Origin of the sequence: Bradyrhizobium mercantei (genome assembly GCF_001982635.1) — a bacterium.
In the GTDB taxonomy this organism is placed as follows: domain Bacteria; phylum Pseudomonadota; class Alphaproteobacteria; order Rhizobiales; family Xanthobacteraceae; genus Bradyrhizobium; species Bradyrhizobium mercantei.
Window position 1 is genome coordinate 858,411 of record NZ_MKFI01000002.1, and the last position, 16,517, is coordinate 874,927.

A 16,517-nucleotide genomic window follows, 5' to 3' on the forward strand; every position below is an offset into this window, starting at 1 on the left:
GACCCTGCCTATCTGGAGGGTTCGTGATGGCTTGGGCCATTCTGTTCACTGCTGGTCTGCTCGAGATCGGCTGGGCGATCGGGCTGAAATATACCGAAGGCTTCTCGCGGCTGGTGCCGTCGGTGCTGACGCTGGCGGCAATGGCCGGCAGCATCCTCCTGCTCGGCATCGCGCTGAAGACACTGCCGATTGGAACCGCCTACGCGGTCTGGACCGGGATCGGCGCGGTCGGCACCGCGGCGCTCGGCATCATCCTGCTCGGCGAACCCGCGACCGCGATGCGGCTCGCCAGCATCGGGCTGATCGTGTCCGGCATCGTCGGGCTGAAGCTGGTCGGTTAGTTACTTCAGAACCTGCACAATCCAGTAGGTCGCGGCGGCGACCGCGGCCGACGCCGGGATCGTGATCACCCAGGCGTAGACGATCGAGCTTGCCACGTTCCAGCGCACGGCGGAGAGCCGCCGTGCGGCGCCGACGCCGACGATGGCACCGGTGATGGTGTGGGTGGTGGAAACGGGAACCCCGAGATAGGTCGCCATGAACAGCGTCGCGGCGCCGCCGGTCTCGGCGCAAAACCCCTGCATCGGCGTCAGCTTGGTGATGCGCAGCCCCATGGTGCGGACGATCCGCCAGCCGCCCATCAGCGTGCCCAGCGCCATCGCGCTCTGGCAGGCCAGCACGACCCAGAACGGAATTTCGAAGGTGTCACCGAGATGGCCCTGCGAATAGAGCAGCACGGCGATGATGCCCATGGTCTTCTGCGCGTCGTTGCCGCCATGGCCGAGCGAATAGAGCGAGGCCGAGGCGAATTGCAGGATGCGGAAGGCGCGATCGACCGCGAACGGCGTCGAGCGCACCGAGAGCCAGGACACGATCGCAACCAGCACCAGCGCCAGCAGGAAGCCGACCAGCGGCGACAGCACGATCGCGAGCAAGGTCTTGCTGAGCCCGCTCCACACCGCCGCCGAGATCCCCGCCTTCGCCATGCCGGCACCGACCAGGCCGCCGATCAGCGCGTGCGAGCTCGATGACGGAATCCCTAAGCCCCAGGTGATCACGTTCCAGACGATCGCACCGACCAGCGCGGCGAAGATCACGGTTGCGTCCACCACCTCGGGATCGATGATCCCGGTGCCGATCGTGTTGGCGACATGCAGGCCGAACACCGCGAAGGCGACGAAGTTGAAGAACGCCGCCCAGAACACCGCATATTGCGGCCGCAGCACGCGGGTCGAGACGATGGTCGCGATCGAGTTCGCGGCATCGTGCAGGCCGTTCAGGAAATCGAACAGCAGCGCGACCGCGATCAGGATGGTCAGGACCGGAAGACCCAGCGTGGCGTCCACGTGATGCCCCGCCTTTAGTATGTTTTCTTGAGCATGATCTTGTCGGAAAACCGCTGCACACTTTTCCGGATCATGCTCAGATCTGCTCAATGACGATCGAGTTGATCTCGTTGGCGACGTCGTCGAAACGGTCGGCCACCTTCTCGAGGTGATCGTAGATCTCCGCGCCGACGATGAAGTCCATCGTGTTGGCGTCGCGGTGCTTGAGGAACAATTCCTTGAGCCCGATATCCTGGAGATCGTCGACCCGCCCCTCGAGCTTGGTCAGTTCCTCGGTGATCTGGGTCAGCATCGAGACGTTGTGGCCGATCGACTGCAGCAGAGGCAGCGCGCGGCCGACCAGATTGGCGCATTCGACGATCAGGCCGCCCATCTCGCGCATCGGCGGCTCGAACTCGCGCACCTCGAACAGCATCACCGCCTTCGCGGTCGCCTGCATCTGGTCGACCGCGTCGTCCATCGCGGTGATCAGGTTCTTGATGTCGCCGCGGTCGAACGGGGTGATGAAGGTGCGGCGAACCGCGGTCAGTACCTCGCGGGTGACGCTGTCGGCGTCGTTCTCGAACTGGTTGACGCGCTGGCAGTAGACCGGCGTCTCCTCGCCGCCCTTCAGCATGTCCTGCAGCGCCAACGCGCACTGCACGGAGGTCTGGGCGTGACGGGCGAACAGGTCGAAAAATCGCTCTTCCTTGGGGAGGAAGGCGCGAAACCAGCGCAGCATGTTTCAGTTCCATCGTTCCGGGACAGCCCTTTTAGCGACTGTCACAAAACTGTCATAGAACAAATTGCGCTGAAAGCACCTCGGCTTGGCCGCCCGGATGGGCGGTCATCCACTGCTATATCGAAGGGAGCGAGGTCGGCCCCCTGCCCTCAGAGCGACCGCCGCAACAGATGAGCCAGTTCGCCGACCAGACCGCGCCGGAACAGCAGCACACAGGCCACGAAGATCACGCCCTGGATCACCGTCACCCACTGGCCGAAACCGGCCAGATATTGCTGCATGGCGATGATCACGAACGCGCCGACCACCGGCCCGAAGATGGTGCCGAGGCCGCCGACCAGCGTCATCAGCACGATTTCACCGGACATCGACCAGTGCACGTCGGTGAGCGAAGCGTTCTGCGCCACGAACACCTTCAGCGAGCCGGCAAAGCCCGCCAGCGTGCCCGACAGGACATAGGCCAGCATCTTGTACTGGTCGGTCTTGTAGCCAAGCGAGATCGCGCGCGGCTCGTTCTCGCGGATCGACTTCAGGACCTCGCCGAACGGCGAGTTGATGGTGCGGTAGATCAGCAGGAAGCCGCCGAGGAAGCCGACCAGCACGACGTAATACAACACCAGCGGCTTCGAGAGATCGAAGATCCCGAACAAATGGCCCTGCGGGATGCCCTGGATGCCGTCTTCGCCATGGGTGAACGGCGCCTGCAGATAGAGGAAGTAGAGCAGCTGCGACAGCGCCAGGGTGATCATCGAGAAATAGATGCCCTGCCGCTTGATCGAGATGTAGCCGGTGACGAGGCCGAGCAGCGCCGCCGCGGCGGTGCCGACCACGATGCCGAGCTCCGGCGTGAGCCCCCACACCTTGAGCGCATGCGCCGAGACGTAGCCGGCGGTGCCGAGGAACATGGCGTGGCCGAACGACAGCAGGCCGCCATAGCCGATCAGCAGGTTAAAGGCGCAGGCGAGCAGCGCAAAGCACAGCGCCTGCATCACGAAGAACGGATAGATCCCCGTGAACGGCACCACCGCCAGCAGCACCGCCATCACGGCGAATACGATCATCTCGTCGCGCATCGCGCGCGGCGTCACCGGAAGTGTATCGTCGGTCAATGCTGACATATCAGGCCGCCCGTCCCGTCAGTCCCGTTGGCTTCACAAGCAACACCACCACCATCAGGACAAACACCACGGTGTTGGAGGCCTCGGGATAAAAATACTTGGTCAGTCCCTCGATCACGCCGAGCGCGAAGCCCGTGATGATCGAGCCCATGATCGAGCCCATGCCGCCGATCACCACCACCGCGAACACCACGATGATGAGATCGGCGCCCATCAGCGGGCGGACCTGGTTGATCGGCGCCGACAAGACGCCGGCGAGCGCGGCGAGACCGACGCCGAGCCCGTAGGTCAGCGTGATCATGCGCGGCACGTTGATGCCGAAGGCGCGCACCAGCGTCGGGTTCTCGGTGGCGGCGCGCAAGTAGGCGCCGAGCTGCGTCTTCTCGATCAGGAACCAGGTGGCAAGGCACACCACCAGCGAGAAGATGACGACCCAGCCGCGATAGACGGGTAAGAACATGAAGCCGAGATTGACGCCGCCCTTGAGCTGATCCGGGATCGAGTACGGCAGGCCCGAGGAGCCGAAATAGTTCTGGAACACGCCCTGCACGATCAGCGCGATGCCGAAGGTCAAGAGCAGTCCGTAGAGGTGGTCGAGGCCGGTCAGCCATTGCAGCATGGTCCGCTCCAAGATCATGCCGAAAATGCCGACCACCACGGGCGCGATGATCAGCGCCCACCAGTAGTTGATGCCGCCCAGATTGAGCAGGAAATACGCCACGAAGGCGCCCATCATGTAGAGCGCGCCATGCGCGAAATTGATGATGTTGAGCATGCCGAAGATGACGGCGAGCCCCAGACTGAGCAGCGCGTAGAACGAGCCGTTGATCAGTCCCACCAGAAGCTGTGCGTAGAGAGCCTGCATCGAATGAGCTTTCGCTAGATAGATGAAGCCCGCCGGCCACGCGCATGGCCGGCGGGCATGACCGTCACTTCTTCAGAAGCGCACAGGTGCTCTTGTCGAGCGGCGTGAAGGCCTGGTTGCCCGGCACGGTGCCGACCAGCTTGTAGAAGTCCCACGGCCCCTTGGACTCCGAGGGCTTCTTCACCTCGAACAGATAGGCGTCGTGGGTGACGCGGCCGTTGGCCTCGATCTCGCCCTTGCCGAACAGCGGATCGTCGGTCGGGATCGTCTTCATCTTCGCGACCACCTTGGCGCCGTCATGCGGATTGCCGCCGAGCGCTTCCAGCGCCTTGAAGTAATGCATCAGGCCCGCATAGACGCCGGCCTGCACCATGGTCGGCGGCGCGCTGTTCTTCATCCGCGCCGAGAAGCGTTTGGAGAACGCGCGGGTGTTGTCGTTGAGGTCCCAGTAGAACGTCTCGGTGAAGTTGAGGCCCTGCGCGGTCTCGAGCCCGATCGCCTTGACGTCGGTGAGGAACAGCAGGAGCGCGGCGAGCTTCTGGCCGCCCTTGACGATGCCGAACTCGGCCGCCTGCTTGATCGAGTTGGTGGTGTCGCCGCCGGCATTGGCGAGACCGATGATCTTGGCCTTGGAGGCCTGCGCCTGCAGCAGGAACGAGGAGAAGTCAGCGGTGTTGAGTGGATGCTTGACGCCGCCGACCACCTTGCCGCCGTTGGCGACGACAACCGCGGTGGTGTCACGCTCCAGCGCCGCGCCGAACGCGTAGTCCGCGGTCAGGAAGAACCAGGTGTCTCCGCCCGCCTTCACCAGCGCCTGGCCGGTGGCGTGCGCCAGCATGTAGGTGTCGTAGGTCCAGTGCACCGTGTTCGGCGAGCACTGCGCGTTGGTGAGGTCCGAGGTCGCGGCACCCGAATTGATGTAGACGCCGTTCTTTTCCTTGACGACGTTGTTGACCGCGAGCGCGACGCCGGAATTCGGCACGTCGACCACGGTGTCGACCTTGTCGACGTCGAACCACTGGCGGGCGATGGTGGTGCCGATATCGGGCTTGTTCTGGTGATCGCCGGAGATCAGGTCGATGGTCCAGCCCTTGGCCTTGAGGCCGGAGTCCTCGATCGCCATCTGCGCCGCCAGCGTCGAGCCGGGACCGGCGAGGTCCGCGTAGAGGCCGGACTGGTCCGACAACACGCCGATCTTGACGACCTTGTCGTCGGCGGAGGCAATGCTGGCGACGCTGAGCGCCAGCGCGGTGCCGAGCAGAAGCGCTGAAATCGTGTTCTTCATGTGCGTATTCCCTCAGTCTTTAAATTTTCTGGCTCGGGCGATGTCAGACGCCGAGATAGGTATGAAGCTTGTCCATGTTGGCCGACAGCTCGGAGTTCGCGAAGCCGTCGATCACCTTGCCGTGCTCGACGATGTAGTAGCGGTCGGCAACCGTCGAGGCGAAGCGGAAATTCTGCTCGACCAACAGGATGGTGAAGCCCTGCGACTTCAGGCGCGCAATGGTGTGCCCGATCTGCTGAATGATGACCGGCGCCAACCCTTCGGTCGGCTCGTCCAGCATCAGGAAGCGCGCGCCGGTGCGCAGGATGCGCGCGATCGCCAGCATCTGCTGCTCGCCGCCCGAGAGCTTGGTACCCTGGCTGGTGAGCCGCTCCTTCAGGTTGGGAAACAGCGTGAAGATCTGGTCGAGCGGCAGGCCGCCCGGGCGCACCACCGGCGGCAGCAACAGATTCTCGCGCACGTCGAGGCTCGAGAAGATGCCGCGCTCCTCGGGGCAGAATGCGATGCCGAGCCGCGCGATGCGGTCGGAGGTGGCGCGGATGATCTCCTTGTTGTCGAAGCGGATCGAGCCGGAGCGCTTGCCGATCACGCCCATGATCGACTTCAGCGTCGTGGTCTTGCCGGCGCCGTTGCGGCCGAGCAGCGTCACCACCTCGCCGGCCCTGACGTTGAAATTGATGCCGTGAAGAATGTGCGATTCGCCGTACCAGGCCTGCAGATCGTTGACCGTCAGCACCTCGGCACCGGCCGCAGCCACGGGCCTCTCCGCCAGTTTTGCCTCAGCCATGACCCGCTCCCAGATAGGCTTCCTTCACGCGCTCGTCCTTGGAGAGGTCGGCGTAATTGCCCTCCGCCAGCACCTGCCCGCGCGTCAGCACGGTGATGATGTCGGAGAGGTTGGCCACCACCGAGAGGTTATGCTCGACCATCAGGATGGTGTATTTGGCCGAGATCCGCTTGATCAGCGCCGCGATCTTGTCGATGTCCTCGTGGCCCATGCCGGCCATCGGTTCGTCGAGCAGCATCATCTCGGGGTCGAGCGCGAGCGTCGTTGCAATTTCAAGTGCGCGCTTGCGGCCATACGGCATCTCGACCGCCGGCGTATTGGCGAATTCGCTCAGGCCGACGTCGTTCAGCAGTTCATGCGCGCGCGGATTGAAGCGGTCGAGCACGGTCTTGGAGCGCCAGAAATCGAACGACGAACCGTGCTGGCGCTGCAGCGCCACGCGCACGTTTTCGAGCGCGGTGAGATGCGGAAATACCGCCGAAATCTGGAACGAACGGACCAGCCCGAGCCGCGCCACGTCGGCCGGCGGCATCGCGGTGATGTCCTGGCCCTTGTAGCGAATCTGCCCGCCCGTCGGCTTCAGGAATTTGGTCAGCAGATTGAAACAGGTCGTCTTGCCGGCGCCGTTCGGCCCGATCAACGCATGGATACTGCCGCGACGCACCTTCAGCGCGACGTCGCGAACGGCGAAGAAACCCGCGAATTCCTTGGTCAATCCGCTGGTTTCGAGGATGAACTCATCGGCCAAATAGATTCCCCCATACGCCATCGCCGCGAAGCCCCTCGCCCGCGTGGCCTGCTTTTATCGTGTCCGACAGGTTGTCCGTACGTCTTGGAAACCGTCCGGGGCCTGTCGCCTCCGGGCCGGAATATGCCGTCATCTGCGGCGGTTACGCAAGGTGCAAAGCTGTGCAGTGCGATATCGTCGCGACTGGTTCCGGTTGATCCTTAGTCGAATGGCGTTCGGGCGGGCTTTGCGCCTCGGAAAGTCGCCATTAAGGCTGTTTTGCTCCGGTCACTCCCTTTCATAGAATATTTCCGCCTCTCGCCGAAGCTCCGGCCATTGCATGATGAATGGCTAGAGCCTTGCATTTCGAGAGCGCCAATTCCTCGGTCGTCAAATCGATCCGGCAACGTGACATCCTGAACACGTGGCTGCGGCTTTATGCCCGCAGCCAAACCATCCCGCGCTTCGGCTAGCCGATGCCATTCAAGAGCGCCGATCCATCGGTGGTCAAATCGATCACGCAGCGGGTGCTGCTGAACGCCTGGCTGCGCGCACTGCGCACGCCGGACACGCTTCCCCTGCTCTGCGACTTCCACACCGAGGGCAGCGCCGACGAGCGCGCCGACATGATGGGCTTTGACGTGGTGGGCAGCGGCGACGACGCGCGCTTCCTGATCACGCAGGAAGGCGCGCGGCTGACGAGCGCCTATGGCAACGAGCATGTCGATCCGCGGCTGCGCACCAACCGCTATCTCGACGACGCGATCGGCCCGGAGCGTTATGCCGGCGTGATCCGGTCCTATCGGGCCTGCCTGACGCGCAAGCGTCCGACCTACACGGTTGCGGAGGTCGCGGACGCCGACGGCAAGGACGTCTCCTATGAGCGGCTGCTGCTGCCGTTCGGATGTGGCGATCGTGTCGAACACATCATCGGCTCCTACAAGGCGATCAGCATCGACGGCGGCTTCCGGCTGCACAATCTGATGGGCGTGAAGGCGAAGGCCGTCCCGGTCGTCACCGTCCGCGCGGTGATCGACCGCAGGTTCGTGCCGGCGGATCGTGCGGCAAGCCAGGATGCGGTCGAGTTGATCTAGGGCGCGTACTCATACATCCGCCGGCTCTACCCCCGAAAACCGGAGCGGAAATTCGCCACGACGCAGCTTTCGCATTCAAGCCGTTCGAGCGCTCGGTCTAAACTGTGTCAAGGCGACACCAGAGATCGCCAGCAGCGCACCAACAATCAACTTCGGAGTCATCGGCTCGCCAAGGAACAATGCGCTCGACATTAAGGCGAACACAGGCAGGAGCAGACCGTAGGGGGCGACGCGCCCCATGGAGCAGCGAGCGATCAGCCAGAACCAAAGGCCAAATCCGACAATTCCTCCGATGAAAATTGTGTAGGCGAGTGCCAGCCACCCCCATTCATCCGCAGCAACGAGGCTCGCCAGTTGTCCATATTCAAGGAGCAACGACATCAACATGACCTGCGGCACCGTGAACAGCGACGACCAACCCATCAACATCAAGGGGTCAAAAGGGCCGTAGCGTTTCGTCAGGACGTTGGATACCGCGAATGCGAACGCAGCTCCGACCACCAGCAGCAGTGGCAATCCGTTTGCAGACAGGCCGGGCTCCGCCCTCAACACAAAGACGCCGGCGAATGCAAGCGCCACCCCGGAGAGAGTGGTGAGAGACGGCCTCTCCGCCAGCAGCGGCCACGCCAACAGGACCGTGAAGGGCGTGGAGAGTAGATATGCAACAGCCGTCATGCTTCCCGAGCCGAGCCCAAGACCGACGTAGAAGAGCCCGAAGTTCAACCCACCGAGAAAAAACGAGATAGCTGCGATCGGACGCAACTGTTCTCGCGTGGGCTTTTTGACGAACGGAATAAGCAGGAGCGCAGTGGCCAGGAAACGCAGCGCCAGGAAAAAGAACGGCGGAAACTCCGTAACGCCCATTTTGATGACCACGAACTGATATCCCCAGAGCAAGGGAACGGCCACCGCGCAAACCATCTGGATCGCAGACATCGTATTCTCCTTTAACGACCGATCGGTCCAGATATTGACGAGCCGATTGCGAGAACGGGCTCTGGACTTGGTTACCTGATGAAACGATCGAGCAGAGCGTCGGCGGCGGCGTGCGTTATGGCTCCCGAGGACGCCGTTTTGCTGATTACTCGCAGCCCCTCAACGAAACAGACGAGAATGCGGGCAGCATTTGCGGGGTCGACACCATCGGCTAACTTGCCCGCTGCCTTCGCACGGGAAAGTGCATCCGCCACCCGCGCCTCCATGACTTTGAAGAAGCTCGCGATGCGACGATTGACGTCAGCGTCACGCCCGGCCAGTTCCATGGCTGTGGCGATCACCAGACATCCGCGTCGACCATGGGCACCGCTCGTGCGGTTAACATACCCAGCAAGGTAGGCCCGCAAGCCATCTACGGGGTCCTTGCGAGGGTCAAGCTCGATATTCAACCGTGTCACGGCATCGTCGATGTAACGATCGAGCGCGCGCAGGAAGAGCGAGTGCTTGTCGCCGAAAGCAGCGTAAAGGCTGCCACGCGAGAGCTTCGTCGCACGAAGAAGGTCCGGCAGCGCCGTGGCATGATAGCCGCGCGACCAGAACACCCCCATCGCGCGCTCGACGGCAGCGTCCTCATCAAAACTCCGCGGGCGACCGCGGGGCAACGGCACAGAGGTTCGGTTGCTCATCAAAGAAATATAGACCAACCGGTCTTTAAATCAAGCGGCCGCTATTGGCCATTTCGACCGATTTCACGTGGATCGCGATATCAGCTTATTCTGCGGAAGCGGACATCGGACCGCTGGCGCTCATGAGTATGCGCTAGCTCGCGCCGTACGCATCAGCCCTTCTTGCGCGCCTTCGCCGGCACTTCCTTGGCGTAGATATCCGGCTTGAAGCCGACGACGCGCTTCGGCCCGAGGTCGAGCACCGGACGCTTGATCATCGAGGGCTGCTCGGCCATCAGCGCCAGCGCCTTGCGCTCGTTCAGGCCTTCCTTGTCGGCATCGGGCAGCTTCTTGAAGGTGGTGCCGGCACGGTTGAGCAGCGTCTCCCAGCCGACCTCGTCGCTCCACTGCTTGAGCTTGTCCTTGGCGATGCCAGCGGTCTTGTAGTCGTGGAAGTCGTAGACAACGCCATGGTCGTCGAGCCAGGCGCGCGCCTTCTTCATGGTGTCGCAGTTCTTGATGCCGTAGATGGTGATGGTCAAAGCTGGTCCCCGCATGCGATTGCCGCGGGGAAACTAGCCGCGCGGCAATCCCCGCGCCAGATCGGGAGGAGCCGGTCTCCACACCGATTTCGCGCGCGTCGTTACGGCATTATGGCGCAAACGCCACAAGATGAAGAATGCCTATGTGACCTACGCCGACCTGGTGAAGCGGCTGAAGAAGCACGGCCTGAAAGACGAGACCGAAGCCGGGATCACCATGAAGCTCAAGCGAGGATCGTTTACGGCGATCTTCCTTCTTGCATGCATTGCAGCATTAGAGCTTGAACAGGAGATTTTGGAGGAGATTTAGGCTCTTCAAGCCATCCGCTTAACGTCGTAGAGCCGGAACTTTTTCTTTGCTGCGCGTTATGATTTTTGGGCAGGCAACGTCAGCTTTGGAGAGAGGAGCCATGAAGCGGCGGCGACGAGTTAAGCAGATATTCCCACTTGAAGAACGCCTTACCGAAGAAGCCGAACGGCTACGCAGACGGGCTAAGGCACTCCCCCCGGGTCGAGAGCGCGAGACGCTACTGAGACGAGCGAGGCACGACGAAACCACTGCCAATTTGACGGAGTGGCTTCTGTCCGCGAGCCCGCGCGCACCGATCTAAGGAGGCCTCGCCATGCAGATGGATCACCGTGATTTGGACGGGGTTGAGGTCGCATTTGTCTGCACTGCGGCTGTGTCTTTCGCCGCCCTCATCGCGAGCATGACTTGGCTATTACTGCAATGAAGCAAGGAAAAGGCCGCCTCAGTTGGCGGCCTCTCCGGCTTGTGGCGTTTGCGCCATAATACCGCGTCCTCAGACCTTGCTGACGTCGATGATGGCCTGGACGAAGGCCTGCGGCGCCTCCTGTGGCAGATTGTGGCCGATGCCGCCGGGGAGCTGGCGATGCTCATAATGCCCGGAGAACTTCTTGGCATAAGCGGCGGGCTCCGGATGCGGCGCGCCGTTGGCGTCGCCCTCCATCGTGATGGTCGGAATCGCGATGCCGGGGGCCTGCGCGAGCGTCTTCTCGAACGCGTCGTACTTGGCTTCGCCCTCGGCGATGCCAAGCCGCCAGCGGTAATTGTGGATCACGATATCGACGTGGTCGGGGTTCTCGAAGGCACCAGCGCTGCGGTCATAGGTGGCGTCGTCGAACTTCCACTGCGGCGAGGCGAGCTGCCAGATCAGCTTGTTGAAGTCGTGCCGGTTCTTGGCATAGCCCTCGCGGCCGCGCTCGGTCGCGAAATAGAACTGGTACCACCATTGCAGTTCGGCCTTCGGCGGCAGCGGCAGCTTGCCGGCCGCCTGGCTGCCGATCAGGTAGCCGCTGACCGACACCATGGCCTTGCAGCGCTCGGGCCAGAGCACCGCCATGATGTTGGCGGTGCGCGCACCCCAGTCGTAGCCGCCGAGCACCGCCTTCTCGATCTTCAGCGCGTCCATCAGGGCGATGATGTCGGCGGCGACCGCGACCGGCTGGCCGCTGCGCTTGGTATCTGAGGAGAGGAAGCGCGTGGTGCCGTAGCCGCGCAGATGCGGCACGATCACGCGGTAGCCGGCTTCCGCCAGCGCCGGCGCGACGTCGGCATAACTGTGGATATCGTAGGGCCAGCCGTGCAGCAGGATGACGGCGGGACCGGTGGCCGGTCCCATCTCGACATAACCGGTATCGAGCACGCCGGCATTGATCTGCTTGACCGGACCGATCGTGGTGTGGCCGCCAGTCTTGACCGCCGGTAGCGCCGGCTTGGTCTGCGCGCTGGCCGATCCAATCAAGCCAAATCGGGAAGCGGCGAGGATCCCGCCGGCGATGCCAAGGAAGCGGCGGCGTTGCTGATTGAAGGTCTCGGACATGGCGATCTCCTGACGTCTGGTGTCGAAATCAATATTGCAGAGACCGAACCCGTCCGCTTTGAGAGGACATGGATTTGTCCTTCAGACCGTCGTGATTTTGGCTCCGCCCGGCCTGTGCTAGGTTCCGCCGCGGACTCAGCCGCCGGCCGCCGGACTCTTCGATTTGACCTACCATTTCAACGACTTGACCCTCGATTCCGAGCGCCGGGAGCTGCGCCGCGGCAACTCCCTGGTGGCCGTCGAGCCGCAGGTCTTCGACCTCCTCGAATTCCTGATCCGCGCCCGCGATCGGGTGGTCAGCCGCGACGAGGTGCTGGCGGCCGTCTGGCACGGGCGGATCGTTTCGGAGGCGACGCTGAGCAGCCGGGTCAACGCCGCGCGGACCGCGATCGGCGACAATGGCGAGGAGCAGCGATTGATCCGCACCCTGCCCCGCAAAGGTCTCCGCTTTGTCGGCGATGTCAGGGAGGACACCGCGCCCGCTCGTCCGGTTGCCGATAACGCCACCCCGCCACGGCCGAGCGAGGGCCCGTCGATCGCCGTGCTGCCCTTCACCAATATGAGCGGCGATCCCGAGCAGGACTATTTCGCCGACGGGATCGCCGAGGACATCACCACCGCGCTGGCGCGTTGCAGCCGCCTCACCGTGATCGCGCGCAACTCCGCCTTCACCTACAAGGGCAAGGCGGTCGATATCCGCCAGGTCGGGCGCGATCTCGGCGTCGGCTACGTGCTCGAGGGCAGCGTCCGCCGCGGCGGCGATCGCCTGCGCATCACCGGACAGTTGATCGACGCCGTCTCCGGAGCGCATCTGTGGGCCGACCGGTTCGATGGCGCGGCGACCGATGTGTTCGACCTGCAGGACCGCATCACCGAGAATGTGGTCGGCGCGATCGAGCCGACGATGCTGGTCGCCGAGGCCGAGCGGGTGCGGGCCGCGCCACCCGACAAGCTCGACGCCTACGACCTGCTGCTGCGCGCCTACAGCCTGCGCTACGAGTTCACGCCCGAGAGCATGGAAGCCGCGCTCGATTGCCTCGACCAGGCGCTGACGCTCGACCCCTCCTATGCGCCCGCCCTTGCCGCGTCGGCCTATTGCCATGCGATGCGCCATGTCCAGGGCTGGCTGAAGCCTGATGACGCCTACCGGGAGCGCGCGGTCGCGCAGGCCTGGCGCGCGGTGGAGCTTACGCCCGGTGATCCGCAGGTGCTGTGGATGGCGGCGTTCGCGATCTGGAACATGGCCGACGAGATCGAGCCGGCGCGCGACTTGTTCGAGCGCTCGCTCGCGATCAATCCGAACTCGGCGATGGCGCTCGTGCTCTGCGGCTGGATCGAGGCGATGCGCGGCAACCAACAGGCCGGCCGGACCATGATCGAGCGCGCGCAGCGGCTCAACCCGCGCGACCCGCGCGGCTGGTTCGCCTCCGCAGCACTCGCGATCTGCGCGGTGCTCGACGGAAACTTTGCCGAAGCGGTGATTTGGGCCGACAAGGCGCTGGCGCAGAACCGCCGCTTCGCAGTCGCCCTGCGCGTCCTGATCGTCGCGCTGGTGAAAACCGGCGAGACCGCCCGCGCGACCCAGATCGCGCGCGAATTGCTCAAGGTCGATCCGGAGTTTTCGATCTCCGGATTCCTGTCGCGGATTCCGTTCCCGGTGGAAGCGATGTCGGCGACCTATCGCGAAACGCTGAGGGCGGCCGGCGTCCCGGACTGAGGCCGCTCTCTCTGACGGCTCTCTGACGTCGCGACGTCATTCGACCGGGGCCGTCGTGGGGTGTGCGCTTGACGCTTGGCCGCTATCCCCGTTGAGCGCATCCGCTTATGATCGGCCACATGGATATAGCCGGCTTCGACCTCAACTTGATGAAGGCCTTTGATGCGTTGTACGCGGAGCGTCACGTGACGCGCGCCGGATCGCGGATCGGCCTCAGCCAGTCGGCGATGAGCGGAGCACTCACGCGCTTGCGAGAGCTTCTTGGGGACGAGCTCTTCGTGCGAACGCCTTCAGGCATGCAGCCGACGCCCCGCGCCCATGACCTCGCTGGTCCCGTCTCGGATGCGCTCCGGCTTCTCCGGAGCGCGCTACAGTCCGATAGCTTCGACCCCGCGACGGCCGACAATACCGTGACGCTCGCGATGACCGACTATGCGGCGTTCGTGTTGTTGCCGCCGCTCATGGCCCGCCTCAGCGTCGATGCCCCGCATATCAACGTGCGCGTCTGCGGGATGTTCGGGCGAGACGAAGCTATCACGCTGCTCGACAGCGGCGAGGCGAACCTCGCGATCGGTTTCCCCGTCGAGACATCGGCGCGCATTATCAGCAGCCCGCTGTTTCTTGAGAGTTTCGCCTGCGTCGTGCGGGAGGGACATCCGGCGTTCGCAGGGGGTCCAAGCCTGAAGGCTTTCGCGGCGGCGCCGCACCTTCTGGTTTCTCCCGAAGGCGACCGCTCCGGGATCGTCGATCTGAGGCTTGCCGAACTCGGCCTCGAACGGCGCGTCGTGCTGAGCCTGCCGCAGTTTCTGGCGGCGCCCTTCGTGATCGCCGGAACCGACCTCGTCGCGACGCTGGCCTCCCGGGTCGCACGAAGGTTCGCTGATACCGGAGCTGGAATAATGATGTATGACCCGCCGCTCGAACTGCCCACCTGGCCGCTCCATTTGATGTGGCACCGGCGGGCCGATACGCATGGGGCGATCGCCTGGCTGCGCGGCATCATCACCAAAGTAGCCGCCTCCGCTTGACGCCATCGGCGCGATCGATAGCGCCACATCAGGACTCGCGATTTCCATCCGCATTGTCGTTCCGCTTTGTTGGATTCACCGACATTGAAGAGGTGATCGACATGCGAGTTTTGGTAACGGGCGCGACGGGATTGATCGGCGGTGCGGTCGCGCATCGATTGAAAGAGGACGGTCATGACATCGTGGGGCTCGCCCGGTCGGAAGCGAGCGCGGCCAAGCTGCTCGACCGAGGCTTCGTGGTGGAAAAAGGCGAGCTTGCCGACCCTGTGAGCCTGGCCTCGGCGGTGCGGGGCGTGGACGCCGTCGTCCATGCCGCTTCGCCCAACGACCAGAATGCCGCGTCTCTCGATGAGATTGCGACGCGTGCAATCCTTCAAGCCCAACGCGGAACGGGTCAGCGCTTCATCTATACAAGTGGCAGCCTGGTCTACGGCTCCACGGGCGACACGCCAGCGACCGAGGACACTCCACTGAACCCAATCGAGATGGTCCGCTGGCGCCAGGCGCTGGAACGCGAGATCCTCGCGGCCGGAGCCGAGGGCGTCCATCCGGTCGTTATCCGCCCTGCCTGGGTCTACGGCAACTGGGGCGGCGCCGCGATGATGATGGTCGCAGCGGCCAGGGAACATGGTGCGGCGCTTCATGTCGGTGACGGTCAAAATCGCTGGTCGACCGTGCATGCCGACGACCTGGCCGATCTCTATGCGCTCGCGCTCGAACGGGCACCGGCGGGATCCGTCTTCAATGGCGCGCACGGTTCGGCGCCGCGGCTCGTCGAGATCGCCCGCGCAGCGAGCGAGTTGGGCGGTGCCGGCGGCCGAGTGGCGGCATGGCCGCTCGACGAAGCGCGCAAGGTCCTCTGGGGCTTCGCCGATGCGATCGCCTCCGATCAGATCATCTCGGGCGAGAAGGCGAAGCGCGAACTCGGCTGGAATCCCTCGCGGGCATCGATCATCGACAAGTTGCGCGCTTATGCGTTGGCGGTCGCTTAAGCCATGCACATGATATTCCTCAGGCTGCTTGCCGTTGCCTTCGCCAGTGCAGGTCTGTTCAATGCGATCGCGACATCGGCGACGCGCAGCAACTTTGTTCGATGGGGGTATCCTGCGTGGTGGTGCCGAGTCACCGGCGGATTGGAAATATCGGCCGCAATCCTGGTCGCTGTCCCGGCAACCCGTACAGCAGGCTTGGTCCTCTGCGCCATCATTCTCGCGGCGGCAGCTTTGACCATCCTGCGACATCGGGAGTTTTCCCATCTCGCGCCGATCGGTTGCTTTGCTGCCTTGCTCCTGATGGCGTGTCGGATTTCCTGAAAGATCGGTGGCTTCCGTGCACTTGGCGAAGATGCCGATCTGCTTGGCTTGGTATGCCGAAGGAAGACGAGTCCCCTTGGGCGCCAAACCGTCGGGTCGCCCGGATCTTCCTTGCAAGCGCAGAGCCACAGCCGGACTGAGCCGAGCACTACAATCCCGGTAATCTCGCCACCCAGGCCTTGGTGGCCTGGCAGCTGTCGATCGCGCGGACGTAGCCAAGTCGTGCGGGCGAGATAGTCCCGCTCGACCGAACCGGAACGTAGTTTCCGGTTCGCAGGCCGAGGCGGATTCCGTTCCCGGTGCAATCGATGTCCGCGACTTATCGTGAAACCCTCAAGGCGGCCGGTGTGCCGGACTGACGCCGCTCTGACCTCGCAATGTCATTCACCCGTGGCGCGCCGCGTGGCTCGTTTGGCAGCGTCGGCTCACCACCCCGTCAACACCTCACGCTCATGTGTCCAGAAAAGGCAGGCGGCCTTATTGCATTACGATCGTAATTTAATATTATGATCGTAATGGCATCGAGCTG

General features: G+C 63.5%; 19 protein-coding genes. 8 read left to right on the forward strand and 11 right to left on the reverse strand.

What is annotated here, in order from left to right:
* Positions 1–26 precede the first annotated feature (26 nt).
* Positions 27–341, forward strand: a complete 315-nt coding sequence (sugE, locus tag BI327_RS11570; protein ID WP_076860355.1) for a quaternary ammonium compound efflux SMR transporter SugE — start codon at positions 27–29, stop codon at positions 339–341.
* Here sugE and BI327_RS11575 read toward each other — a convergent pair whose 3' ends face one another.
* The 7 genes from BI327_RS11575 to BI327_RS11605 form a co-directional block, all read right to left on the reverse strand.
* A complete protein-coding gene (locus BI327_RS11575) occupies positions 342–1,346 on the reverse strand; it encodes an inorganic phosphate transporter (RefSeq protein ID WP_076860356.1) in 1,005 nt (334 codons plus the stop codon).
* A 76-nt stretch (positions 1,347–1,422) separates the two neighbouring features.
* Positions 1,423–2,067 carry a DUF47 domain-containing protein gene (locus BI327_RS11580; RefSeq protein ID WP_076860357.1) on the reverse strand — a complete coding sequence of 215 codons (645 nt, stop codon included), beginning with the start codon at positions 2,065–2,067 and terminating at the stop codon, positions 1,423–1,425.
* 149 nt (positions 2,068–2,216) lie between these two features.
* Positions 2,217–3,185: a branched-chain amino acid ABC transporter permease gene (locus BI327_RS11585; protein WP_076860358.1), complete on the reverse strand. Its 969-nt coding sequence runs from the start codon at positions 3,183–3,185 to the stop codon at positions 2,217–2,219.
* 1 nt (position 3,186) lies between these two features.
* Positions 3,187–4,050 (reverse strand): branched-chain amino acid ABC transporter permease, encoded by an 864-nt coding sequence (locus BI327_RS11590; RefSeq protein ID WP_076860359.1) that lies wholly within the window; start codon positions 4,048–4,050, stop codon positions 3,187–3,189.
* A 64-nt stretch (positions 4,051–4,114) separates the two neighbouring features.
* Positions 4,115–5,335, reverse strand: coding sequence for an ABC transporter substrate-binding protein (locus BI327_RS11595; RefSeq protein ID WP_076860360.1), 1,221 nt, complete (start codon positions 5,333–5,335; stop codon positions 4,115–4,117).
* Positions 5,336–5,378: 43 nt separating this feature from the next.
* On the reverse strand, positions 5,379–6,122 hold the full coding sequence (locus BI327_RS11600; protein ID WP_050419038.1) for an ABC transporter ATP-binding protein: 744 nt from the start codon (positions 6,120–6,122) through the stop codon (positions 5,379–5,381).
* Positions 6,115–6,870, reverse strand: coding sequence for an ABC transporter ATP-binding protein (locus tag BI327_RS11605; protein ID WP_024581422.1), 756 nt, complete (start codon positions 6,868–6,870; stop codon positions 6,115–6,117). Before BI327_RS11605 ends, BI327_RS11600 begins: the two co-directional genes overlap by 8 nt.
* A gap of 326 nt (positions 6,871–7,196) precedes the next feature.
* Here BI327_RS11605 and BI327_RS43535 point away from each other — a divergent pair, with 326 nt between their 5' ends.
* Together BI327_RS43535 and BI327_RS11610 are read left to right on the forward strand one after the other, a co-directional pair.
* Complete coding sequence (locus BI327_RS43535) at positions 7,197–7,322, forward strand: hypothetical protein (protein WP_283807778.1); 126 nt, start codon at positions 7,197–7,199, stop codon at positions 7,320–7,322.
* Positions 7,323–7,325: 3 nt separating this feature from the next.
* Positions 7,326–7,943, forward strand: coding sequence for a hypothetical protein (locus tag BI327_RS11610; RefSeq protein ID WP_076860361.1), 618 nt, complete (start codon positions 7,326–7,328; stop codon positions 7,941–7,943).
* Positions 7,944–8,018: 75 nt separating this feature from the next.
* On the opposite strand, the gene BI327_RS11615 is transcribed toward BI327_RS11610, so the two are convergent.
* The 3 genes from BI327_RS11615 to BI327_RS11625 all read right to left on the reverse strand — a co-directional run bounded on the left by BI327_RS11615 (position 8,019) and on the right by BI327_RS11625 (position 10,086).
* On the reverse strand, positions 8,019–8,879 hold the full coding sequence (locus BI327_RS11615) for a DMT family transporter (RefSeq protein WP_076860362.1): 861 nt from the start codon (positions 8,877–8,879) through the stop codon (positions 8,019–8,021).
* 71 nt (positions 8,880–8,950) lie between these two features.
* Positions 8,951–9,583, reverse strand: coding sequence for a TetR/AcrR family transcriptional regulator (locus BI327_RS11620; protein WP_449240134.1), 633 nt, complete (start codon positions 9,581–9,583; stop codon positions 8,951–8,953).
* 134 nt (positions 9,584–9,717) lie between these two features.
* Positions 9,718–10,086 carry an ArsC family reductase gene (locus BI327_RS11625; protein WP_089025440.1) on the reverse strand — a complete coding sequence of 123 codons (369 nt, stop codon included), beginning with the start codon at positions 10,084–10,086 and terminating at the stop codon, positions 9,718–9,720.
* Between the two features lie 130 nt (positions 10,087–10,216).
* Between BI327_RS11625 and BI327_RS11630 the strand changes: the two genes are divergently transcribed.
* Positions 10,217–10,396: a DUF6471 domain-containing protein gene (locus BI327_RS11630; RefSeq protein WP_076860364.1), complete on the forward strand. Its 180-nt coding sequence runs from the start codon at positions 10,217–10,219 to the stop codon at positions 10,394–10,396.
* 493 nt (positions 10,397–10,889) lie between these two features.
* Here BI327_RS11630 and BI327_RS11640 read toward each other — a convergent pair whose 3' ends face one another.
* A complete protein-coding gene (locus BI327_RS11640) occupies positions 10,890–11,930 on the reverse strand; it encodes an alpha/beta fold hydrolase (RefSeq protein ID WP_076860365.1) in 1,041 nt (346 codons plus the stop codon).
* 163 nt (positions 11,931–12,093) lie between these two features.
* On the opposite strand from BI327_RS11640, the gene BI327_RS11645 reads away from it, so the two are divergent.
* The 4 genes from BI327_RS11645 (at position 12,094) to BI327_RS11660 (ending at position 15,988) form a co-directional block, all read left to right on the forward strand.
* A complete protein-coding gene (locus BI327_RS11645; protein WP_076860366.1) occupies positions 12,094–13,647 on the forward strand; it encodes a winged helix-turn-helix domain-containing protein in 1,554 nt (517 codons plus the stop codon).
* 119 nt (positions 13,648–13,766) lie between these two features.
* Positions 13,767–14,675 carry a LysR family transcriptional regulator gene (locus BI327_RS11650; RefSeq protein WP_076860760.1) on the forward strand — a complete coding sequence of 303 codons (909 nt, stop codon included), beginning with the start codon at positions 13,767–13,769 and terminating at the stop codon, positions 14,673–14,675.
* A gap of 53 nt (positions 14,676–14,728) precedes the next feature.
* The gene (locus BI327_RS11655) at positions 14,729–15,667 is read left to right on the forward strand and encodes an NAD-dependent epimerase/dehydratase family protein (RefSeq protein ID WP_083742031.1); all 939 of its coding nucleotides are present in this window, start codon (positions 14,729–14,731) and stop codon (positions 15,665–15,667) included.
* 3 nt (positions 15,668–15,670) lie between these two features.
* Complete coding sequence (locus BI327_RS11660) at positions 15,671–15,988, forward strand: DoxX family protein (RefSeq protein WP_076860367.1); 318 nt, start codon at positions 15,671–15,673, stop codon at positions 15,986–15,988.
* The last annotated feature ends 529 nt before the right edge of the window (positions 15,989–16,517 follow it).